Annotated in this window: 18 protein-coding genes and 1 tRNA gene; 9 read left to right on the top strand and 10 right to left on the bottom strand. The window is 50.0% G+C overall.

What is annotated here, in order from left to right; all coding sequences use genetic code 11:
• Window positions 1-218 precede the first annotated feature (218 nt).
• The gene (gene dapC, locus ACTHSQ_RS10000) at window positions 219-1,409 is read left to right on the top strand and encodes a succinyldiaminopimelate transaminase (protein WP_003685143.1); all 1,191 of its coding nucleotides are present in this window, start codon (window positions 219-221) and stop codon (window positions 1,407-1,409) included.
• A gap of 47 nt (window positions 1,410-1,456) precedes the next feature.
• Here dapC and ACTHSQ_RS09995 read toward each other — a convergent pair whose 3' ends face one another.
• The 7 genes from ACTHSQ_RS09995 to ACTHSQ_RS09965 all read right to left on the bottom strand — a co-directional run bounded on the left by ACTHSQ_RS09995 (window position 1,457) and on the right by ACTHSQ_RS09965 (window position 5,780).
• Entirely contained in the window at window positions 1,457-1,627 is a 171-nt protein-coding gene (locus tag ACTHSQ_RS09995) for a rubredoxin (protein ID WP_049328628.1), read from the bottom strand.
• Window positions 1,628-1,711: 84 nt separating this feature from the next.
• On the bottom strand, window positions 1,712-2,803 hold the full coding sequence (locus ACTHSQ_RS09990; RefSeq protein WP_440371907.1) for an acyl-CoA dehydrogenase family protein: 1,092 nt from the start codon (window positions 2,801-2,803) through the stop codon (window positions 1,712-1,714).
• A gap of 124 nt (window positions 2,804-2,927) precedes the next feature.
• Window positions 2,928-3,476, bottom strand: a complete 549-nt coding sequence (locus ACTHSQ_RS09985) for a carboxymuconolactone decarboxylase family protein (protein WP_003685141.1) — start codon at window positions 3,474-3,476, stop codon at window positions 2,928-2,930.
• A 148-nt stretch (window positions 3,477-3,624) separates the two neighbouring features.
• Window positions 3,625-4,047: a YidB family protein gene (locus ACTHSQ_RS09980; RefSeq protein ID WP_440371906.1), complete on the bottom strand. Its 423-nt coding sequence runs from the start codon at window positions 4,045-4,047 to the stop codon at window positions 3,625-3,627.
• Window positions 4,048-4,210: 163 nt separating this feature from the next.
• Complete coding sequence (gene ruvX, locus ACTHSQ_RS09975; protein ID WP_440371905.1) at window positions 4,211-4,666, bottom strand: Holliday junction resolvase RuvX; 456 nt, start codon at window positions 4,664-4,666, stop codon at window positions 4,211-4,213.
• A complete protein-coding gene (locus tag ACTHSQ_RS09970) occupies window positions 4,659-5,207 on the bottom strand; it encodes a YqgE/AlgH family protein (RefSeq protein ID WP_440371904.1) in 549 nt (182 codons plus the stop codon). The genes ruvX and ACTHSQ_RS09970 overlap by 8 nt, the downstream gene beginning before the upstream one ends.
• A 27-nt stretch (window positions 5,208-5,234) precedes the next feature.
• Window positions 5,235-5,780 carry a CreA family protein gene (locus ACTHSQ_RS09965; RefSeq protein ID WP_440371903.1) on the bottom strand — a complete coding sequence of 182 codons (546 nt, stop codon included), beginning with the start codon at window positions 5,778-5,780 and terminating at the stop codon, window positions 5,235-5,237.
• Between the two features lie 174 nt (window positions 5,781-5,954).
• Here ACTHSQ_RS09965 and ACTHSQ_RS09960 point away from each other — a divergent pair, with 174 nt between their 5' ends.
• From ACTHSQ_RS09960 to ACTHSQ_RS09945, 4 genes are all read left to right on the top strand, one after another.
• Window positions 5,955-7,766, top strand: a complete 1,812-nt coding sequence (locus ACTHSQ_RS09960) for a peptidoglycan DD-metalloendopeptidase family protein (protein ID WP_440371902.1) — start codon at window positions 5,955-5,957, stop codon at window positions 7,764-7,766.
• 214 nt (window positions 7,767-7,980) lie between these two features.
• Window positions 7,981-9,453, top strand: coding sequence for a S41 family peptidase (locus tag ACTHSQ_RS09955; RefSeq protein ID WP_440371901.1), 1,473 nt, complete (start codon window positions 7,981-7,983; stop codon window positions 9,451-9,453).
• 95 nt (window positions 9,454-9,548) lie between these two features.
• Window positions 9,549-10,925: a DNA repair protein RadA gene (gene radA / locus ACTHSQ_RS09950; RefSeq protein WP_440371900.1), complete on the top strand. Its 1,377-nt coding sequence runs from the start codon at window positions 9,549-9,551 to the stop codon at window positions 10,923-10,925.
• A 151-nt stretch (window positions 10,926-11,076) separates the two neighbouring features.
• Window positions 11,077-11,883, top strand: a complete 807-nt coding sequence (locus tag ACTHSQ_RS09945) for a DUF4198 domain-containing protein (protein ID WP_440371899.1) — start codon at window positions 11,077-11,079, stop codon at window positions 11,881-11,883.
• 99 nt (window positions 11,884-11,982) lie between these two features.
• On the opposite strand, the gene ACTHSQ_RS09940 is transcribed toward ACTHSQ_RS09945, so the two are convergent.
• From ACTHSQ_RS09940 to ACTHSQ_RS09930, 3 genes are all read right to left on the bottom strand, one after another.
• Complete coding sequence (locus ACTHSQ_RS09940; RefSeq protein WP_283121360.1) at window positions 11,983-12,477, bottom strand: hypothetical protein; 495 nt, start codon at window positions 12,475-12,477, stop codon at window positions 11,983-11,985.
• A 135-nt stretch (window positions 12,478-12,612) separates the two neighbouring features.
• A complete protein-coding gene (locus ACTHSQ_RS09935; protein ID WP_440371898.1) occupies window positions 12,613-13,173 on the bottom strand; it encodes a pseudouridine synthase in 561 nt (186 codons plus the stop codon).
• Window positions 13,174-13,253: 80 nt separating this feature from the next.
• Window positions 13,254-13,346, bottom strand: a tRNA-Ser gene (locus ACTHSQ_RS09930).
• Window positions 13,347-13,545: 199 nt separating this feature from the next.
• Here ACTHSQ_RS09930 and ACTHSQ_RS09925 point away from each other — a divergent pair.
• The 4 genes from ACTHSQ_RS09925 (at window position 13,546) to ACTHSQ_RS09910 (ending at window position 18,513) form a co-directional block, all read left to right on the top strand.
• Window positions 13,546-14,058, top strand: a complete 513-nt coding sequence (locus tag ACTHSQ_RS09925; protein ID WP_003685285.1) for a hypothetical protein — start codon at window positions 13,546-13,548, stop codon at window positions 14,056-14,058.
• Window positions 14,059-14,110: 52 nt separating this feature from the next.
• Window positions 14,111-14,728, top strand: a complete 618-nt coding sequence (locus ACTHSQ_RS09920; protein WP_137040991.1) for a 4'-phosphopantetheinyl transferase family protein — start codon at window positions 14,111-14,113, stop codon at window positions 14,726-14,728.
• 93 nt (window positions 14,729-14,821) lie between these two features.
• Entirely contained in the window at window positions 14,822-17,140 is a 2,319-nt protein-coding gene (locus ACTHSQ_RS09915; protein WP_440371897.1) for an MMPL family transporter, read from the top strand.
• Window positions 17,141-17,274: 134 nt separating this feature from the next.
• On the top strand, window positions 17,275-18,513 hold the full coding sequence (locus ACTHSQ_RS09910) for an NAD(P)/FAD-dependent oxidoreductase (RefSeq protein ID WP_440371896.1): 1,239 nt from the start codon (window positions 17,275-17,277) through the stop codon (window positions 18,511-18,513).
• Window positions 18,514-18,562 lie beyond the last annotated feature (49 nt).

Here is an 18,562-nt window from a genome sequence, read left to right as displayed (position 1 = left end):
CGCTGTTAGCTGCGTATGTGCAGGTAGTGGAGTACGGCTTGGTATTTGAAGTGTAATGTATATTTGCTCATAAAAAACTGCACCTTGTGAGTTGGAGGGGGGATGTCCAACTTTTGGGGTGCAGTTCACATTTAAACCCTGTTTTCAGACGGCCTTTTTATCCCAATCTATCTAAAAAATGCTAAGATTGTTGCCTGAATTTATCCGGCTGAAACATCATGAACCCATTATTGAACCATCTCAAACCCTATCCTTTCGCCCGCCTGCGTGAAGCTATGCAAGGCATTGATGCACCCGAGGGTGTAACGCCCATTCATCTGCAAATCGGCGAGCCGAAACACCCGACGCCCAAAGTCATCACCGACGCGCTAACCGCCTCCCTGCACGAACTGGAAAAATATCCGCTGACCGCAGGCCTGCCCGAACTGCGCCAAGCCTGCGCCGAATGGGTTGCCCGCCGTTATGATGGTTTGAGCCTCAATCCCGACAATGAAATCCTGCCGGTATTGGGCAGCCGGGAAGCTTTGTTCTCTTTTATCCAAACCGTTTTAAATCCGGCTTCAGACGGCCCCAAACCGGTCGTTATCAGCCCTAATCCTTTCTATCAAATTTACGAAGGCGCGACTATTTTGGGCGGCGGCGAAATCCATTTTGCCAACTGTCCTGCGCCCAGCTTCAACCCCGATTGGAGCAGCCTGCCCGAAGACGTATGGCAACGCACCAAAGTCCTGATCGTCTGCTCGCCAAACAACCCGAGCGGCAGCGTCCTGCAATTAGAAGACTGGAAAGAAATTTTTGATTTGCAAGACAAATACGGCTTCGTTATTGCCTCTGACGAATGCTATTCCGAAATCTATTTTGACGGCAACAAACCAATCGGCGGCCTGCAGGCTGCGGCGCAATTAGGACGCGGCACACGCAACATTATTATGTTTACCAGCCTGTCCAAACGCTCCAATGTCCCCGGTTTGCGTTCCGGCTTTGTCGCAGGCGATGCCGAGCTGCTCAAAAACTTCCTGCTCTACCGCACCTATCACGGCAGCGCGATGAGCATTCCCGTCCAACGCGCCAGCATTGCCGCTTGGAATGATGAAGAACACGTCATTGACAACCGCCGCCTCTACCAAGAAAAATTCGACCGCGTCATCCCTATTTTGCAACAGGCATTCGATGTCAAACTTCCTGACGCATCGTTCTACATTTGGCTGAAAGTTCCCAATGGCGACGACTTGGCATTTACGCGCAACCTGTGGCAGAAAGCCGCTATCCAAGTATTGCCCGGCCGCTTCCTCGCCCGCGATACCGAACAAGGCAATCCGGGCGAAGGCTACGTCCGCATCGCTTTGGTTGCCGATGTGGAAAGCTGCGTTAAAGCGGCTGAAACCATGGTTGCTTTATACCGCCGATAAAACAAAGGCCGTCTGAAATTTCAGACGGCCTTTTTAAATCAATCAAGTTATATCGCGAAATCCAACAGATAAAAATCTTCTTTGCCTACGCCGCACTCAGGGCATTTCCAGTCGTCGGGAATATCCTCAAACTTGGTTCCGGCAGGCAGGCCGTGTTCGGGATCACCGAGGTCTTCGTCGTAAATCCAGCCGCAAGGGCCGCACATATATTGAGCCATTTTGTGTTCCTTATATTTTAAAAGGCCGTCTGAAACCGTATTTTCAGACGGCCTTTCGTGTGTTTTATTGTTGATATTTTGGATTTATTGCGCTGCTTCCAAAGCGGCAATTTCTTTACGCAGGTGTTTGATGGCCGGTGTTACGATGGCGACGAACATGGCCTCGCGGACGCGGCGTTGCGCCGGACTGCGCATCAGATAACCTTTCGCGCCTGCATGCAGTGCGGCAGATTGAGTGGCGTTCAGTGCCAGTACAGCAGCGGCTTCACGCAGTTTCAAAGTTGCCAGCGTATCAGGTTTATTGTTCCATGCATTATCGGCAAGGCGTTCGGTTTCCGCCCATGCGCCGTCCAACGCGGCTTTCAAATCATCGTAGCTGTGGTCGAGGTAAGCGTTCACTTCAGCGTTCACTACATTGGCCATGCGGATAATGCCGAGCGCACCGTCAATCACACCGGCGCCGATACCTATTTGCAGCAAGATGAAACCGGCTTTAATGGTCGGAATATAAGACTGGAACTGCTCAGGCGAAGCAATCACATCTTCATCGGGAATAAACACGTCTTTAAAATTCAGGCTGTAAGTGCGCGTGCCTTCCAAACCGCAAAACTCAGGGTAATCTTGCAGGGTAACGCCTTCCCATTGACCGCCGGTAATAAACATCACATAGCTGTCGCCGACTTGGGCGGTATTCGCCCAAATATGGTCTTCGCCGATATTGGATACCCAAGGCAAAGAGCCGTTGACTTTGTAGCCGCCCTCGACGCGCTCGGCTTGCAGGTTGTGTTTTTCAATGCCGGCAAGGTGTTTGACGGTATTGGACATGCCCGTACCGGCCAAAACTTTACCCTGCAGAATATTGGCAAGATATTTGTCTTTAACCGCTTGATTGGGCGATTGGTGCAGATACCACGCGCAAGCCGCCTGACACCATGCGCTGAACGAAGTGGCGCCGCATTCTTTACCGATTTCACGCAATACGGCGATTTGCGTTGCCAAACCCAAACCGTTGCCGCCTTCTTCAACCGTACCGGTCGCGGCAAAACCGCCGATTTTGCCCAATTCCAGCATAAATTCTTTCGGATACAGGCCTTTGCGGTCGATGTCGTCCACCAATGGTTTCAGCTTGCTTTTAACGAGTGCGGCAACATTGTTCAGTAAAGCTTCGCGTGTCATGATTTTTTCCTCTGAATAAGGTTTGAAGCGTAGATGGTTCTACTCATGAATTATTCTTAGCAACAAGGATATCCTTGCTTTTTACTAAAAGGCCGTCTGAATTTTCAGACGGCCTTTGATGAGATTAGGCAAATGCCTGCAATTCAGGGTTGATTTCAGTTTTGGCAAGGTTGTTGACGTAGTTGCACAAGGTTGCCAAAGCAACACCCATGACGACTTCAACGGCTTGCTGTTGGTTGTAGCCTGCATCGAAGAAAGCTTTCAGCTCGTCGTCGGATACCGCGCCTTTTTTCGCCATAACGGCTTGGGTGAATGTCGCCAAAGCACCCAGTTTGGCATCGTCAAACTCGCCTGCAGCCAATGCGCGTGCGGCTTTGATGGATTGTTCGGACAGCAGTTTTTTCAGGGTAGCCAGTTTGGTGTGGCCGGCAACGCAGAAACCGCATTCGTTGGTACGGGCGGCAATGATTTGGACAACTTCAACTTCGCCGTCAGTCAGGCTGTTGGCCGCATTCAGCTTGCCAACTTCTTGATAAAACGCCAAAGCTTCAGGCGCATTGGCCAAAACGCCGATCAGGTTAGGAATAAAGCCGTTGTTTTTCAATACGGCTTCAATGCGTGGTTTAGCAGCTTCAGGAGCGGTTTCGACTGTGTGTATGGTTAAACGTGACATCTTTATGACCTTTTTTGTAATAAAACGAAGTGGGCATGATAAGCTATCCGCCTCCATCAGAAAAAGACTTATTGGTTATTTACCGTGAACCAAAAGTTATAAGGCCGTCTGAACGGATTCAGACGGCCTTATCAAATGATTCAACTCATTATTTCATAAAGTTTTTCAGCAGCATAGAAGCGATGTCGTCCAAGCCGAAGCCATCCGCATCTTGAGCCGTGCCGTTAGGCGTCGCTTTATCAACCAAGTCTGGCAATACTTTTGCCAACAAATCGCCTGCTTGACCGGCATCCACGCCGAATTTTTGCGCGATTTGGTTTACCGTATCGCTGCCCAACGCATTTTGCAGGTCGCTGCCGGACACAGGCAGGTTGCTGGATTGGTTGGAAACCCAGCTGCTCAGGGCATCGCCCAAACCGCCTTGTTGCAGTTGGTTGATCAGGTTGCCCACGCCGCCTTGCTGTTTCACCAAATCCATCGCCATATCGGTCAGAGAACCTTGTGCGCCGTTTTCGCTGTTGCCACCCAACATTTGAGTAGCCGCATTCAAAAGATTCTCCATGAGTGCCATGACTTTTTCCTTGTATTTGTGTCTAAAAAAGAAAATGGAGTGTAGCAAAATTTGCACTGAAAAAAATCAGGCTTAACCAAACTAAACTTCTTTTATCCCAAAGCCGTAATAAAACAAAGGCCGTCTGAAACCCGGTTTCAGACGGCCTTTATAATGAATAATGCTATTCTTCGCGGCCATTGAAATACTCGGCCGCGCCACCTTCAAAAAACCCTTGCAAAATCGCCTGCGCCGCTACTTGGTCAAGTACGGATTTTTGTTTTCGGCCAAATACTTGGGCTTCAGCAAGCAAGCTTTCCGCGTATAGGGAAGACATCCTTTCGTCCACCCAATAAACCGGCAAGTTAAAACGTCCCTGCAAACGGCGGCCAAACTTGCGGCTCAAACGGGTCAGCTCATGCTCCGTGCCGTCGGTATGTGTCGGCAGTCCAACCACAAAATACTTGGGTTGCCATTCTTTGACTAGCTTGGCAATGGCCTCAAATTTCTCATCATTGCTGTTGCCAGTTACCGTCGCCAGCGGATGAGTCATGCCCAACTCGGTATCGCCCTGCGCCACGCCGATACGCGCCTCACCGAAGTCAAAGGCCAAAACCGTGCCTTTTGGTGCATCAGGCATGGCCGACTCCTGAAACCAAGGCATTCGGATTGACGCCCAATTTTTCAAAAGCGGCGGCATAACGGAGTTCGTAAGGCACATCAAACAGAATATGCTCGTCCGCAGGGACGGTCAGCCAAACATTTTCTGCCAACTCGTGTTCCAACTGCCCTTTACCCCATTTTGAATAACCAATGCTGATCAAAGCCTTATCAACCGCACCTTCTTTAGACAGGTTTTCAATCACATCGCGCGAAGAAGTCAGCGCGACGTTATCGGTTACCACCATGCTGTTTTGCCAGCGGCCGATCGGCGTATGCACGACATAGCCACGCTCAATCTGAACCGGCCCGCCCATCATCACGTTTTCATGTTGCAGGCGCAACGGGATATTGCGGTCGGCGGCGGCGAAAATCATGTCCATGGTAATCGGCGAAGGCTTGTTGATGATGATGCCCAGCGCACCTTCTTCATCGTGTTCGCACACATAAATAACCGTATCCGTAAAAAACGGATCGTCCATATGAGGTATGGCAATCAGGAAATGGTTGGCTAAATTCATATTCTTTTAATCTATAAGCTGATTTTATTATTTTTGTCCGTCGGCAACCGGCGCGCCCACCACGCACGCACCGTAAACCGCACCGCCTGCCGGTACCGGCGTATCGGTTTTCGCATGGGCAAAACACGATACCGCGCTCAAAGAGTTTTTCGGAGAGCCTTGAACGATTTTATCGCTGTATACCAAATAAGCGAAAGATTTACGTTTCGGATCGTAATAGCGGATAATCTGCTGGCTCTTAAATGCCATGCTGGCGCTGCGTTTGAACACTTGTCGCGGTTTCAAAACCGCAGCCTCGTTATAACGGATGACTTCCGCACTTTGTACACATGAAACCGATGCGTCGCTGGCATCCTCTTCCAGATTGACCGTTTCTTTCAAACCGCCTTTTTTCGCGTACGAAATATAACAGGCAACCCCCTGCACATCAGGATCGTCAAAACCTTCCACTTCAATACGGTCGTTTTTACCCAGCATATGAAACACCGTACTGGCGCGTCCGATTTTATCGGTATTGTCACCGCAAGCCGCCAAAACCATGGCGCCCAACACTACTAATAAATATTTTTTCATAATATCCTGTCGATCCAGACTGTCAGTTTCCAGGCAGACTTAAATCCCATCCGCCTACTCTATCGTTACTATATAAGACCGTTCGTCCATATTGCAACCCGATATTATTTTCAGACGGCCTGACAGACAGTATAATCCGTCCTATTGTTCCTATTTTGATAGCAAGATCGAACCATGCGTTACAAACCCCTCATTCTCGCCCTGTTGCTCAGTTTCTCCCTGCCAACCTATGCTGCCAAAGACGCGCCGAAAGAAAAAGCGGCCACCGTCAAAAAGGCTGCGCCCGTGAAAAAAGAGAAAGAAGCCGCCAAGGCAGATGTCAAAAAAGAAACCTCAAAAAAACAAGCAGTAAAAGAAAAAGAGGAAGACAAAAAAGCGGTTAAAGCCAAAGCCTCCAAAGAGAAGGAAACCACCGACAAAAACGAACGCGCTTCAGCCAAAAACAAAACGGCTAAATCCGCCGAAGCAGCTGCCGACAATAAAAAGGCCAACCGCAAAGCCGAAGAGCCTAAAGAAACGGCAAAAGACAAAAAAGCCGCAGCCGCAAAATCCGGCAAAGCCAAAGAACAAGACAAGAAACCTGTTGAAGATAAAAAAGACAGCAAAGCCAAAGAACCCGTAAAAAAAGCAGACACGAAGGAAACCAAAGCCAAAGAGCCTGCTAAAAAAGCTGTTGAAGACAAAAAAGACGCTAAAAAAGACACAAAAACCAAAGAGCAAAACAAAAAAGCCGAGCCTAAAGTTGAGCATAAAGCCACTTCTTCAGCCGACAACGAGTTCAAAGCAGCCGTAACTGCCGCCGCCAACGATATGGAAACCAAAAAATCCCTTGCCAAACGCAACGAGGGTTTCATTATCCATGTCAATGCCACGCTCAAACAGCTGCAACAAACACGCAACAACCTCTCCGGCATCAACCGCAAACAACGCGACGCATGGGAAAAATTCCAAAAGCTCAATGCCGATGCCAACCAGTTGAAAGCCGAAGTTTCCAACACGCGCGCCCAAATTTCGCGCTTTGTGTCCGGCAACTATAAAAACAGCCAGCCCAACGCGGTCGCCCTCTTCCTGAAAAACGCCGATGCCGGTCAAAAGACCCGCTTCCTGCGTTACACGCGTTATATCAACAACGCCAACGACCAAGTCATGAGAGACTTGGAAAAACAACAGAAAGAGCTGGCAGCGCAAGAGCAAAAAATCAACAATGAATTGGCTTACCTGAAAAAACTGCAAGCCAATATCCAAGCTTCTTTGCGTCAACAAGGTGTAACCAATACCGCCGAACAAGCTGAAAGCCGCCGTCAAAACGCGCAAATGGCCAAAGAAGCGCAAAAGAAAATCAACCACAGAGAAAACGAGCAACGCCTCAACAATCTCTTGAAAGATTTGGAAAAACGCAAAGCCGAGCAACGCAAAGCCGAAGCCGAAGCACGTAAAAAAGCCGCCGAAGCCCGCTTGGCCGCTGCCGAAAAAGCCCGCAAAGAGCAGGCTGCCGCCCAACAAAAAGCCGAAGCCGAACGCGCCGCCATGTCCACGCTGACTGACGAAGACATGAAACTGCAAGCCCCGAACACCCAAGGCTTTACCGTCAGCAACGCCAACAGCTTCAGCCGTATGCAAGGCCGTCTGAAAAAACCGGTCAACGGCACACTGGCAGGCCTGTTCGGTCAAGACCGTGGCGATGGTGAAGTTTGGAAAGGCGTGTTCTACAATACCGTTCCTGCTCCGGTCAGCAGCATTGCTTCCGGTACAGTCACTTTTGCCGGCGAACTTGAAGGCTACGGCAAAGTAGTCGTCCTCGACCACGGTGACGGCTATGTCAGCATTTACTCCGGCCTAAACGAAATCGACATCGCCCAAAACTACGCCGTCAATGCCGGCAGCAAGATTGGCACCAGCGGCACTTTGCCGTCGGGCGAAACCGGCCTTTACCTTGAAGTCCGCTACAACGGACAAGTCATGAATCCGCTTTCCTGGATTAACTGATGTTTCAGACGGCCTGAGTGAGTTTTCCCCTTCAGGCCGTCTGAATTTCATCATAAACTACAATAAAACACGATTTTCACGCCTGTTCAGCACATTAAACAACAAACTTTTACCTTAAACTTATTGTTCCAAGCGTTTAAATCACATAAAGTCAACGGGTTCAGAGAAAACAAAAACCACTTTGCTTACCGTACACAAAAAGAAAGTCAAACGAATGTCAACAAAATCCACTTTGAAAAAAGTTGCAATCTACACTCTCGGCGCGTTTAGCGGCATCGCCCTCAGTCTGAGTGTACAAAGTTTTGCCGCCGAAAAAGACAAAAAAGACAACGAGGCCCTGCCCGTGCAAACCATCCGCACCATGGCAGAAGTGTACGGCCAAATCAAAGCCAACTATTACCAAGACAAACCAGACGCCGAGCTCTTTGAAGGTGCAATGAAAGGCATGGTGTCCGACCTCGATCCGCATTCCGAGTATATGGACAAAAAAGGCTATGCCGAAATGAAAGAATCCACCAGCGGCGAATTCGGCGGCTTGGGCATGGAAATCGGACAAGAAGATGGCTTTGTCAAAGTCGTTGCCCCGATTGAAGACACTCCGGCAGAACGCGCCGGCGTGAAAAGTGGCGACTTCATCGTCAAAATCGACAATACCTCTACACGCGGCCTGACCGTCAGCGAAGCCGTCAAAAAAATGCGCGGCAAACCGGGTACCAAAATCACCCTGACCCTTTCACGCAAAAATGCCGACAAACCCATCGTCGTCAACCTGACCCGCGCCATCATCAAAGTCAAAAGCGTACGCCATCACCTGCTTGAAAAAGACTACGGCTACATCCGCGTCTCCCAATTCCAAGAACGCACCGTTGCCGCGCTGAATGAAGCCGCACAAGCTCTTGTCAAAGAAAACAAAGGCCCGCTCAAAGGCATCATCCTCGACTTGCGCGACGACCCGGGCGGCCTGCTCAATGGCGCAGTCGGCGTATCCGCAGCCTTCTTACAACCTGACGTCACCGTTGTCAGCACTAAAGGCCGCAACAAAAAAGAAGGCATGGTTCTCAAAGCAACTGCCGAAGACTACATCACCACCAGCGGCAAAGACCCGTTGGCCGGATTGCCTGCCGAGCTGAAAACCATTCCAATGACCGTCCTGATTAACGCAGGCTCGGCCTCCGCTTCCGAAATCGTTGCCGGCGCATTGCAAGACTACAAGCGCGCCGTCGTCGTCGGCACACAAAGTTTCGGCAAGGGCTCAGTGCAAACCCTGATTCCGCTTTCCGGCGGCAGCGCAGTCAAACTGACCACTGCCCTTTACTACACGCCAAACGACCGCTCGATTCAAGCACAAGGCATTGTTCCTGACGTTGAAGTCAAAGATAAAGACCGCGCCTTTGAAAGCCGCGAAGCCGATTTGGTCGGCCATATCGGCAATCCGTTGGGCGGCCAAGACGTCAACAGCAGCACTGAAACGCCTGCCAACGCCGAAACCAAAGCCGATAAAGACAAGTCTAAAAAAGACAAAGATGAAGACATCTCCAGCCGCCGCATTCCAAATCCGGTCAAAGACGATCAACTCCGTAAAGCCTTGGACTTGGTGAAAAATCCAGCCGAATGGCAAAAATCTTTGGGTTTGGCAGCGAAAAAACCTGCGCCGAAAAAAGATGCAGATAAAGACAGCAAAAAATAAACCTGTTATTTCTCAATAAAAAAGGTCGTCTGAAAACGATATGATTGTTTTCAGACGACCTTTTCACACATCAAATATTCCACAGGGAAAACATCATGGCAAAAGCCCCCAAAACCATCTACCAATGCACCGAATGCGGCGGCACTTCCCCGAAATGGCAAGGCAAATGCCCGCATTGCGGCGAGTGGAACACACTTCAGGAAAGCCTAGCCGCGCCCGAACCGAAAAACGCCCGCTTCCAATCTTGGGCGGCGGACACCTCGACCGTCCAATCCCTCTCCGCCGTTACCGCCACCGAAGTGCCGCGCAATCCGACCGGTATGGGTGAACTCGACCGCGTATTGGGCGGCGGCCTAGTCGATGGCGCGGTTATCCTGCTCGGCGGCGACCCCGGCATCGGCAAATCCACGCTGCTGTTGCAAACCATCGCCAAAATGGCGCAAAGCCGCAAAGTACTGTACGTTTCCGGTGAAGAATCCGCCCAACAAGTCGCCCTGCGCGCGCAGCGTTTGGAACTGCCCACTGAAGGCGTGAACCTGCTTGCTGAAATCCGCATGGAAGCGATTCAGACGGCCTTGAAACAGCATCAGCCCGAAGTCGTCGTCATTGACTCCATCCAAACCATGTATTCCGACCAAATCACCTCCGCCCCCGGCTCCGTATCGCAGGTACGCGAATGCGCCGCCCAACTGACGCGTATGGCAAAACAGATGGGCATCGCCATGATACTGGTCGGACACGTTACCAAAGACGGCGCGATTGCCGGCCCGCGCGTGCTGGAACACATGGTCGATACCGTGCTGTATTTCGAGGGCGACCAACATTCCAACTACCGCATGATACGCGCCATCAAAAACCGCTTCGGCGCGGCAAACGAATTGGGCGTGTTCGCCATGACCGAAAACGGTTTGAAAGGCGTGTCCAACCCGTCCGCCATCTTCCTCGCCAGCTACCGCGACGACACGCCCGGCTCGTGCGTTTTGGTCACGCAGGAAGGCAGCCGCCCGCTTCTGGTCGAAATTCAGGCATTGGTCGATGACGCGCACGGCTTCACCCCCAAACGCCTCACAGTCGGCCTCGAACAAAACCGCCTTGCCATGCTGCTCGCCGTCCTCAACCGCCACGGCGGCATCGCCTGCTTCGACCAAGACGTGTTCCTCAACGCCGTCGGCGGCGTCAAAATCGGCGAACCTGCCGCCGACCTCGCTGTCATCCTCGCCATGCTCTCCAGCTTCCGCAACCGCCCGCTGCCCGAAAAAATGGTCGCCTTCGGCGAAATCGGCTTAAGCGGCGAAGTGCGCCCTGTTGCACGCGGACAAGAGCGGCTCAAAGAAGCGGAAAAACTCGGCTTCAAACGCGCCATCGTCCCAAAAGCCAATATGCCACGCCATGCCAAAGAATTTCCAAACCTGAAAATCTACGGCGTCAGCAGTTTGCAGGAAGCGATTGACGTTTGTCGTAACGGGGACTAAACCGTTTCGATAATCCGCCTCAAAAAACAATCATCTAAAAGGCCGTCTGAAAACTTTCAGACGGCCTCTCTTTAAATTTAAATAATTTTGTTATACTATAACGAACTATTTTATTCTATCTTTTCTACACATCGAAAATCGGAGAGAAATCTTGAAAAAAACTGCTTTGCTTATCGCATCCGCCTTCCTGTTCAGCACTGCCGCCCACGCCCATCGCGTTTGGGTTGAAACCGCCCACACACATGGCGGCGAATACCTTGAAGCCGAATTGGGCTATGGCGAATTCCCGGAGCTTGAGCCGATCGCCAAAGACCGCCTACACATTTTCAGCAAACCCATGCAACTGGTGACTGAAAAAGGCAAAGAAAACATGATTCAAAAAGGTACATACAATTACCAATACCGCAGCAAATTGCCGGTCAAAGACGGTAGCTACTTGGTAACTGCCGAATACCAACCGACTTTCTGGTCAAAAAACAGCACGGGCTGGAAGCAGGCAAGCATCAAAGAAATGCCTGATGCAAGCTATTGCGAGCAAACCCGTATGTTCGGTAAAAACATTGTCAATGTCGGCCATGAAAGCGCAGATACCGCCATCATCACCAAGCAAGTCGGTCAACATTTGGAAATCGTACCTTTGGACAACCCTGCCAACGTCCACGTCGGCGAACGCTTCAAAGTCCGTGTCCTCTTCAATGGCGAGCCGCTGCCCAATGCTACCGTTACCGCTACATTTGACGGCTTCGACACCAGCGACCGCAGCAAAACCCATAAAACCGAAGCCCAAGCCTTCTCCGACACTACGGATGACAAAGGCGAAGTCAGCATCATTCCATTGCGCCAAGGTTTCTGGAAAGCCAGCGTAGAACACAAAGCCGATTTCCCTGATCAAAGCGTGTGCCAAAAACAGGCGAACTACACCACACTGACTTTCCAAATCGGTCATTCACATCATTAATCTCTAATGACAAAGGTCGTCTGAAAACCGTATTGCAGGGTTTTCAGACGACCTTTTTATCTATATTTTAAAATTAAGATATTTTTGAGAAATAAGATTTTAGTAATCTGTGTAAACAGTTAGGTTACCTGTCCTCCAATGTTCTGTATCCCATGATAGAACATCTGGTAAATCTCTATAAATAGCTCGCTGGTTAAATCTAGGCTGTCCGTCTTTTGTGAACCAATAATTTATTACTGTTGTTGATTTAGGCGGAGAAATTTTTTTCTTTTCGTTTAAAGAGGGTTGCCAGAAATAAATAATCAGGGCTTCAGCCATTTCAAGATAATAACGGCTCGCATTTGCTGGTACAGCCACTGTTCCCAACCAAAATTCCTGTTCTCTTGTAATAAGTGGGAGTTTGTGATGATTCCTAAATCTTGAGGAGAAATTTCCTTCCGTAATTCCACAATATTGGATGGAATTATCACCTCTTTCATATTTTTGTTTGCCTGCCGCAAGATACAATCCATTTCTCAATTCTGGATTGTTGGTAATATCATCGTATGAATATGGACCTTTCCAATTAATAATCAGCGTAGTATGTTCTGACATTTCATAACCTCAGGTAGTGATTTTAAATTTCACAAAAATAAATAAATATTAAATATAAATAACAATATTTAATATTTTATCAGACAATTTCATGAATTAGTATTTTATTATTAATATTAATTTTAATGACCTTAATCAAGGTTTATGCGGCGCAAACGTCCATTGACCAAGCGCCAAGCCCAAATCGAATAGATTCAGACGACCTATTGCCACACGGACCAAGCGTAAACATGGAAAGCCTGCTTTCGCCGTCATCCTTCGCACTTGGCGGTTTTTCCCTTCCGAAATTTTGATTTCCACCCAAAAATCAGGCACGGACTTGCGCACGCGAATCGGCGGCACGCGCGGCCATAAAACATCCGCTTCGCCCTCCTCCAATACCCTGACCTCTGCCGGACGGGTGACAAAATCGCCCAAATCTACGCCACGGCGCAATAAATCCAATTTAGCTTCATCTGGAGAACCCTCCACCTGCGCCCAATAAGTTTTAACCTGCTTAAATTTCGGGTCAGCAATCTGCGCCTGCAAACGGCCATTATTGGTCAGCAGCAGCAAACCCTCGCTGTCCGTATCCAAACGTCCGGCTGGATAAAATCCCGGTTTCTCGACAAAATCCTTAAGACACTGATGTTTTTCATGTGCAGCAAACTGGCAAATCACGCCATAAGGCTTGTTTAGAATAATCAAATCGTTCATTTCACACTTTCAGACGGCCTTGGATTTCAAGAAATTCCGGATAATAAAAAAGACACCGTATAAACGGTGTCTTTCATATTTGGCGGAGTAAGAGGGATTCGAACCCTCGATGCAGGTTGACCCCACATGCTTCCTTAGCAGGGAAGTGCCTTCAGCCTCTCAGCCATTACTCCTAAGGAAGACCGCAATATACGCTTTCTCCCTTCCTTCGTCAAGCATTACCGCCTCAAACTTTCTTAACGCCATGAAATCATTTAAATAAAAATATAATATTTTTTTGCATAACCCTATTTTTATACTTCTTTCATATATGTTAAAATGATTCTGCTTTCTGTAAACTTTTTCTACGCCCATTATTACAAAGGAGTTCGTATGTTACGTTTTTCTGCTTTGGTTGCCGTATCCGCCCTGATGCTTGCCGCCTGCTCACAATCCGGCAATTCCCAACCATCTACTTCCTCCTCTCAAACTTCTACTCAAAAAACAACTGCAGCCGGTTCTGCCTGCCGCAGCATGGGTGAAGGCCATAAAGTCAATGGCAAAGGTCAAAACGATATCTATATGTGTAAAGTCGATGTGGCTTTGAACTCTGCCGAAGCCAAATCCGCTTTGAATCCTAGCATCCGCGTTCACTACGGCAGTACGTCCGGCGCGACTTTGACTTCCCGTCAAATCTCCAACTCAGTCGGCAAAACTCCTGATGAAACCTGCCAACGCGCATTCCTGAGCGCGGTTAAACGCTTCCAAAGCACTGCACTTCGTAAAAAAGCCAAATCCGTTCATCTGGTTAGCTACTTTGACAAAGTAACCAAAGGCGGTAACGAATACGAATGCCACATCGCTACATTCAACAGCCGTGTGGTTTTGAAAGGCAGCTTCCACTAAGCAATGTCAAAAATGCCGGACTTCAATATGAAGTTTGGCATTTTTCTATTTTATGGATACAACACCCCTTCACTGCCTGCTGGCCGATCCGTCTTTTGCCGCCTGCTACGACCATGCGTCTCTAAACGCAGCCGATTCCCAACGTTTGGCTGCCACGCCGCAACTGGCGCAGCGTCAAGACTGGCAAGTCAGCCGCGCGTTAAAACAGCAAACCGATTTAGCGACTGTATCGCTGAGCCACAGCCAAGGCTTTGCCGCTTTATTGTGTGCGCCTCATCCCTTAACAGCCGGTGTCGATATCGAATTTATCCGCCCGCGTGATTTCAAAGAGCTGTCGTCTTTGGTCTGCACGCAGGAAGAACAAGACTTTTTGGAAACGGCAAACTGGCCGTCTGAAACGTTTTACCGATTGTGGTGTTTCAAGGAAGCATTGATTAAAGCGGCGAATTTGGATTTCCCGTCAGACATGAAATCGGTCGGCTATGTTTTCGATTCAGGGCAACTCGTCGGTTTACGCGCTGGAAAGCAAACCGATTGGCACGGCACAAGCGTGATTTTGGCGGATACGATGGCACTTGCCTGCGTTTGGAAGGGAAAAGCCATCGCCCTGCAATGGCAGTTTTTCGGTTCGCTCAAGCCCAATGATTTAACCGACCGGCAAACTATCTAACAACTGACAAAATAATAATAATCTGATTTAATTTACTGCACTTTTACTTATTCCACACCCCAACAGCAGCATTTGCAAAAGGCCGTCTGAACGATGAATCTTCGCCTCCTAAACCGCCTCTATACTGCCCTTATCCTGTTTCTTACCCTGTTTTTGGTTTATGCCTTTGCTTCACAAGCGCGCATCCAAACCGATTTGACCGCGTTGTTGCCAAGCGAGCAGCAACCCGATGCCTTACTGACGGCCGCGGATAAAGCCGCAGAAGCGCAGCTCAATTCACAAGTCATTTTGCTTGCAGGCAGTACCGATGCCGAAACCGCTTTTCAGACGGCCTCACAAATTGCCGACGCATGGCGCAAAAGCGGCGTATTTGAACAAGTCGACAGCAGCATTACGCCGAATTTGGACAAAGTGCGGGCAGATATGCAGAAACTGAGCTTGGCGGTTTTGCCGCAAGATGAAATACGCCTGCTGTTTGAGCAGCCGCAAGCCTATTTTCAAGCGCGTGCAGAAGCCGCGGCCAATCCGTTTGCCGCCCCCTCGCCTTTGTCTTTAGAACAAGACTGGCTGGGCTTCGGACGCTTTGTTGCCGACAAAGCCAATCCGCAAAGCCGCTTGCAGTGGGACATGGACAATGGCATGCTCTTTGCCGAAGACAAAGGCAAAACTTGGGTATTTTTGCGCGGACGGCTCGCCGGCGGCGATCAATTTTCCGGCAACGATGCCCTCTTGCCGCTGATGGCGCAAAGCCGTCAAATCGCTTCGGAAAACGGCGCGGAAACCTTAAGCGCAGGTGGCGCATTGTTCGCCGCCGTATCCAAAGCAGCCGCAGAAAAAGAAAGTCGGCTGATGAGCATGGTCGGACTTGGGCTGACCTTTGCGCTGCTGCTGTGGGTCTTCCGCAGCGGCCGGGTATTTTTGCTGTCCTTGCCGCTGGCGGCCGGTATGTTGACCGGATTGGCAGTTGCGTTATTAACCTTCGGCGAAGTGCATATCCTGACCATCGTCATAGGCACCAGCCTGGTGGGTATGTTGGTGGATTTCCCGTTGCACTGGCTTGCTCCGTCAGTATTCGGGCCGTCTGAAAAGACCGTTTGGCAGGCTGAATCGGCAATGAAACATGTCTTGCCGAGTTTTGCCGTCAGCCTGACGATTACCGTCTTGGGCTACGCGCTGTTGTGGTTTACCCCTTTGCCTGTACTGCGCCAAACTGCGGTATTTTCAGGATTCGCTTTATTTGGCGCGTTTGGTGCCACCGTTTTATGGCTGCCGCCGCTGTTTCGCCGCTACCGTGCAAAAACTGTGCCTTTTGCCGCATTAACTGAAAAGCTCTATTCCTTGTCAGGCCGTCTGAAAAACCGCCTGCACAAACGCGGCTGGTTAATCGTGGGCGGAATTTTGCTGGCAGTCGGACTGTGGCGCAGCGACTGGCGTGACGACATCCGTCAATGGGTCAATATGCCGACCGCGATGTTGACCGAAGTACAACAAATCGGCCAATTGAGCGGTACAGATTTTGGCGGCAAATATTTGGTGGCCAAAGCACAAAGCGAAGATGCCCTGTTGAAAAAAACCGCCGAACTCAGCCGCTCCCTGCAGCCCTTAATCGCGCAAGGCAAACTGTCCGGCATCCAATCGCCCGACCAATTCATCCTGCCGACAACGGAACAGCAAAAACTGCAAAACCGCCTGCGCGAATTGACCAAATTGCCTGATAGCTGGAAACCGCTCACAGAAATCGGTATTCCGCGCAAAACCGTGCGTGATGCCCTGCTGCAAGCCGCCAATACGCAACCATTGTCGCTTTCAGACGGCCTAAATACCGATTTGGCAGAAGCTTGGCGTTCCTTATATTTGGGCGAAGTGGAACCAGGCCGTTTTGCTGCCGTCGTGCGTTTGAACGGCATGACCGATGAAGCTGCCGTACGCGCCGTAGCTCAACACGTCTCCGGCGTACACTGGGCAGACAAGCGCGCCCACTTAAACGAACTTTTCCACCACACGCGCAATCAGGCTGCATGGTTAAAACTGGCTTCCTATGCGTTGGCATGGTTGCTCTTGTGGAAAATGTTTGGTTTCAAACGCGGCAGCAAAATACTTGCCGTGCCGCTGGCCGCGGCCATCTGCACCGTTGCCGTACTCGGTTTGGCAGGCATTCCCGTCAGCCTGTTTGCCATGTTCGGCCTGCTTTTAGTGTCCGCCATCGGCGTGGACTATGCCGTCTATGCCGCCACCGCACACCACAGCGCCCCGGCAAAATTAGGCGGCATGCTGCTTGCCGCCGCGACGACAGCCATTTCCTTTGCCCTGCTCGCCATCAGCAGCACACCCGCTGTTGCCGCGTTCGGCATGACGGTTACCATCGGCGTGGCATTCAATATTTGGCTGGCAGGCACATTGTTGAAAAATTAGACACAAAATGAAGACGATTGAAATTGAAGCGATATTTTGTTTCAACTTCTATCGCCAAATTGCAAAAGGCCGTCTGAAAAATTTCAGGCGATGGATTAAACATTATTTATCATTAAAATCAAAGGTATTTTCAAATGTCCGTAGAATTTGACGTTGCCGTTATCGGCGCAGGCCCTTCAGGTTCGGTTGCTTCTGCTTTGCTGAACAAACAAGGCTTTAAAGTTTGCGTATTGGAAAAACAACATTTCCCGCGCTTTGTCATCGGCGAAAGCCTGTTGCCGCATTGTATGGAAATGTTGGAAGAAGCCGGTTTTGCCGACGCAGTGCATGCCGAGCCCAGCTTTCAATTTAAAGACGGCGCTGCGTTTTCATGGGGCAGCCGTTACACAGATTTCAACTTTACTGAAAAATTTTCAGACGGCCCCGGCACCATTTATCAAGTACGCCGCGGTATCTTCGACAAAATCCTGATTGATGAAGCGGCAAAACAAGGCGTCGATGTCCGCTTCGGACATGGTGTAACCGCGTTTGACAACAGCGGCGATGTGGCACGTTTGAGCGTTTCGACCGATACAGGCGAAAACTATGAACTGACCGCCAAATTTGTTTTGGATGCCAGCGGTTACGGTCGTGTCCTGCCCCGCCTTTTGAACTTGGAAAGCCCGTCCGAGCTGCCTCCGCGCCAAGCCCACTTCACGCATATCGACGACAACATCACCAGCCCGGAATTCGACCGCAACAAAATCCTGATCAACACGCATCCTGAACATCGCGATGTCTGGATTTGGCTGATTCCTTTCGGCGACAACCGCTGCTCCATTGGCGTTGTCGGCACGCCCGACAAACTGGCCGGTGAATCAGAAGCCGTGTTGAAAAAATTTGTGTACGAATGCCCGATGCTGGCGGAAATTTTGGATAAAGCCGTTTGGGAAAACGACTTCCCGTTCCGCTCTATCCAAGGCTACTCTGCCAACGTGAAAACCTTATACGGCAAACACTTCGCTCTTTTAGGTAACGCCGCCGAATTCCTCGACCCCGTTTTCTCCTCCGGTGTAACCATTGCCCTGCACTCTGCCAAACTGGCTGCTGATTTACTGGGCAAACAGCTCAAAGGCGAAGCCGCAGATTGGCAAACCGAATTTGCCGACCAGCTGATGATCGGCGTGAACGCTTTCCGCACTTATGTAACCGGCTGGTACGATTTCCGCTTCCAAAACGCCATCTACGCGCCCAACCGCAGCCCTGAAATCAGCCGCATGATTTCGTCTATTCTGGCAGGCTACGCTTGGGATACGAACAATCCATTCGTGGAAAAATCCGAGCAACGCTTGTCCACACTTGCCGCATTGGTGGGCGATTTGAAGGTAGAATAAGGACGAATGCCTTTCAGACGGCCAAACCCGAAAACAGAACAGGCCGTCT

The organism is Neisseria sp. P0009.S008 (assembly GCF_051958615.1).
Taxonomy (GTDB): domain Bacteria; phylum Pseudomonadota; class Gammaproteobacteria; order Burkholderiales; family Neisseriaceae; genus Neisseria; species Neisseria subflava.
The sequence above is the reverse complement of the archived record's forward strand: the minus strand, read 5'-3'. Positions and strand labels throughout refer to the sequence as shown.

Bases quoted from the DNA above. Each gene is read 5' to 3' on its own strand.
- ACTHSQ_RS09970 (WP_440371904.1), bottom strand. From the start codon at position 5,207: ATGAATTTAGCCAACCATTTCCTGATTGCCATACCTCATATGGACGAT.
- ACTHSQ_RS09980 (WP_440371906.1), bottom strand. From the start codon at position 4,047: ATGGCACTCATGGAGAATCTTTTGAATGCGGCTACTCAAATGTTGGGT.
- ACTHSQ_RS09935 (WP_440371898.1), bottom strand. From the start codon at position 13,173: ATGAACGATTTGATTATTCTAAACAAGCCTTATGGCGTGATTTGCCAG.
- ACTHSQ_RS09965 (WP_440371903.1), bottom strand. From the start codon at position 5,780: ATGAAAAAATATTTATTAGTAGTGTTGGGCGCCATGGTTTTGGCGGCT.
- ACTHSQ_RS09920 (WP_137040991.1), top strand. From the start codon at position 14,111: ATGGATACAACACCCCTTCACTGCCTGCTGGCCGATCCGTCTTTTGCC.
- radA (WP_440371900.1), top strand. From the start codon at position 9,549: ATGGCAAAAGCCCCCAAAACCATCTACCAATGCACCGAATGCGGCGGC.
- ACTHSQ_RS09995 (WP_049328628.1), bottom strand. From the start codon at position 1,627: ATGGCTCAATATATGTGCGGCCCTTGCGGCTGGATTTACGACGAAGAC.
- ACTHSQ_RS09925 (WP_003685285.1), top strand. From the start codon at position 13,546: ATGTTACGTTTTTCTGCTTTGGTTGCCGTATCCGCCCTGATGCTTGCC.
- ACTHSQ_RS09990 (WP_440371907.1), bottom strand. From the start codon at position 2,803: ATGACACGCGAAGCTTTACTGAACAATGTTGCCGCACTCGTTAAAAGC.
- ACTHSQ_RS09940 (WP_283121360.1), bottom strand. From the start codon at position 12,477: ATGTCAGAACATACTACGCTGATTATTAATTGGAAAGGTCCATATTCA.
- ACTHSQ_RS09960 (WP_440371902.1), top strand. From the start codon at position 5,955: ATGCGTTACAAACCCCTCATTCTCGCCCTGTTGCTCAGTTTCTCCCTG.
- dapC (WP_003685143.1), top strand. From the start codon at position 219: ATGAACCCATTATTGAACCATCTCAAACCCTATCCTTTCGCCCGCCTG.
- ruvX (WP_440371905.1), bottom strand. From the start codon at position 4,666: ATGCCTGATGCACCAAAAGGCACGGTTTTGGCCTTTGACTTCGGTGAG.
- ACTHSQ_RS09915 (WP_440371897.1), top strand. From the start codon at position 14,822: ATGAATCTTCGCCTCCTAAACCGCCTCTATACTGCCCTTATCCTGTTT.
- ACTHSQ_RS09955 (WP_440371901.1), top strand. From the start codon at position 7,981: ATGTCAACAAAATCCACTTTGAAAAAAGTTGCAATCTACACTCTCGGC.
- ACTHSQ_RS09985 (WP_003685141.1), bottom strand. From the start codon at position 3,476: ATGTCACGTTTAACCATACACACAGTCGAAACCGCTCCTGAAGCTGCT.
- ACTHSQ_RS09910 (WP_440371896.1), top strand. From the start codon at position 17,275: ATGTCCGTAGAATTTGACGTTGCCGTTATCGGCGCAGGCCCTTCAGGT.